The sequence below is a fragment of the Luteococcus sp. genome (genome assembly GCF_043424415.1).
Taxonomy (GTDB): domain Bacteria; phylum Actinomycetota; class Actinomycetes; order Propionibacteriales; family Propionibacteriaceae; genus Luteococcus.
This window is the reverse complement of record NZ_JBHWOO010000317.1, coordinates 1-2684: the sequence shown is the minus strand read 5'-3', so window position 1 is coordinate 2684 and position 2684 is coordinate 1. Positions and strand designations below refer to the sequence as shown.

Genomic DNA, 2684 nt, shown 5'->3' with positions numbered 1-2684 from the left:
CGACCTGGCCGCCCGGCCGATCTATCATCGCACCCGCGACTCGATCGAGGCCCACCTCACCGTGGTGTTCGCCGCCTTGGCCGTTGGCCGGTGGCTCGAGTCGGTCACCGGCACCACCATCAAACAACTCGTCCGGGCGCTGCGCCGCTACCGCACCATCGACATCCAAGCCGGTGCCCAGATCATCACCGCAGAAGACCCGCTATCCCCCGAGCACCTCGCATGGCTCGACGCGATCCACGGCCGAGGCCCACGGCACTAAATGGCCCAACTCAGGGTACAGTTGCCATGTCGCTGCAGGCGTGTACGGGCTTCCCTTCACTGGGGAGTACAACTTGGAGCGCTCTCGGGCTAACCGCTCGAACTGGGTATCCGGGGTGCTTTCGCATCGCTGCAACTGGTGAGGATTAGACCATCATGATGACGAAACGGGCGATGCTCATCTTCGGGATTCTGGCAGCGCTTGGCGTGGTTACAGTGGGAGTATTCGCCGTGCTCTCGGGGCTCGACTATGCGCAGTTGGAAAGCCAAGGACTTGAAGGCCCTACGCCCTCCTGGATACTCGTCGGTATGGCCGTAGGTGCAGGAGTGGCAGGCATCGCGCTTATCGGATTGATCGTCGCCCTTATCGGGTGGGCGTCAGGACGAAGACGAACTCACTAGTCTTCGATTCCAAGGCATCCCTGCTGGTGAAACGGAACTTGGAGTCTGGGGTGGCGCGATCGATATCTCGCTGCCCCAGGCTCGAATCTGGGTGAAGACTCGCTCCTCCGCATCTGCAAGTGGCCGTAGAAGTTGCACCCCTTCAGGACTACGGCACGAGAAAAGTGAATAATGAATGTCACACTTCGCGGCTCCGAAGCAACAGAGATGATGGAAGGTGTTCTGTTTCTGTGTGAGATGAGGAGGTGTCGTGAAGCGGTTCTCGACGTTTTTCCGGGAGAACTACTCCTTCGTGGTCGGTGTTGCCGAACGTCGCCTCGATTCCATCCAAGATGCTGAGGAGGTTGCGACGGAGGCGTTCCATCTCGCTTGGCAGCGCTATCAGGCAGGCGAGCCGCTCAGTGTGCCGTGGCTGTACGGGGTGGTCCGGAACCTGATCGGGGACGAGTATCGGCGGCGAGGGCGCCGCGCTGAGTTGCAACGCCAGCTCTATGAGGACTTCGCTCTGAGCCTCACCGTCTCGGATGACCTGAGTTGGGCCACTTTTCGTGATCCTGGGTTCTGACCAGCGTTTGGCTAGGCTGTTTACCTGACGGGGTGTGCACTAATTGGGGGTGTTCTAGCCTGTGGTGCATGGCTCCGTACGTGCGTGAGGTCAAGACTGCGTCGGGTGCGACGGCGGTCCAGGTGGTGTGGTCCTCCTCCGGAGGTTCGAAGAAGATGGATCACATCGGCTCGGCGCATACTCCGCAGGATCTGGAGGTGCTGCGGGCCGCGGCCCGGCAAAAGATGATCGCCGAGGGACAAGACGAGCTCGACTTTGGAGGTGGACGGCCGCGGCGGGAGGCGTTGCCGATCCGCTCGTCGCGGGCGCAGCATCTGTGGGAAGCGTTGGCAGCTGGCTATCGGGTGTTGGGTTTTGACAAGGCCTGCGGCGGCGATGTGGTGTTCGAGCAGTTGGTCTTGGCCCGGTTGATTGAGCCGACGAGCAAACTCGATTCGATCCGGGTGCTGGAGGAGATGGGGATCCCCGCCCCGGCTTATCGCACGTTGAAGCGCCGGCTGGGCGACTACGCCCGGCCCACCTGGCGCCGCCAGCTTGCCGCCGCGTGTGCTGACCACGTCCACCTCGGGCCGGCGACCTTGGTTTTGTATGACGTGTCGACGTTGTATTTCGAGACGGATCAAGGTGATGGGTTTCGGGAACCGGGGTATTCGAAGGAACGCCGGCTGGAGCCGCAGATCACCATCGGGCTGCTCACCGACGCCCGAGGGTTTCCCCTGCTGGTCGAAGCGTTCGAGGGAAACAAGGCCGAGACGACCACGTTGATCCCGTCGATCACCTCGCTCATGGCCGCTCACCGACTCCCCGAGGTCACCGTCGTAGCGGATGCAGGGATGCTCTCCGACAGCAACCTGAAGGCTCTGGCGGCGGCAGGATTGCGCTACATCGTCGGGCAACGCATCCCCGAGGTTCCCTACGTCGTCGAGCAGTGGCACAAACAGCATCCGCAGCGCGAACCCGATGACCAGTTGGTGTTGACGCAACCCTGGTCACGGGGCCCGGCTGGGAGCCAGTATCGCGAGACGATCTACTACCAGTACCGTGCTGACCGGTCACGGCGCACGCTGAAGGGTATTGATGAGCAGGTCCGCAAGGCCCAGGCTGCGATCGACGGCCGGGCCACGGTGAAACGCAACCGGTTCATCAAACTCACCGGCGCCACCAAGTCCTTGAACCTTGAACTGGAGCATAAGGCCAGATCGTTGGCGGGGTGGAAGGGCTACATCACCAACCTCGTTGGTCCGACCCCGGAGTTCGTAATCGGCGCCTACCACCAGCTCTGGCAGATCGAAAAGAGCTTCCGGATGTCGAAGTCCGACCTGGCCGCCCGGCCGATCTATCATCGCACCCGCGACTCGATCGAGGCCCACCTCACCGTGGTGTTCGCCGCCTTGGCCGTTGGCCGGTGGCTCGAGTCGGTCACCGGCACCACCATCAAACAACTCGTCCGGGCGCT

The 2684-nt window shown here is 62.2% G+C and carries 2 protein-coding genes and 1 pseudogene; all 3 read left to right on the top strand.

Annotation, left to right across the window (positions count from 1 at the left end; genetic code table 11):
• Positions 1–262 (top strand): annotated as a pseudogene (locus ACHFFZ_RS17590) (IS1634 family transposase); the annotation flags it as partial.
• 651 nt (positions 263–913) lie between these two features.
• Positions 914–1228: an RNA polymerase sigma factor gene (locus tag ACHFFZ_RS17585; protein WP_394277873.1), complete on the top strand. Its 315-nt coding sequence runs from the start codon at positions 914–916 to the stop codon at positions 1226–1228.
• 68 nt (positions 1229–1296) lie between these two features.
• The coding region (locus tag ACHFFZ_RS17580; protein ID WP_394277872.1) for an IS1634 family transposase at positions 1297–2684 on the top strand (1388 nt) is incomplete at its 3' end.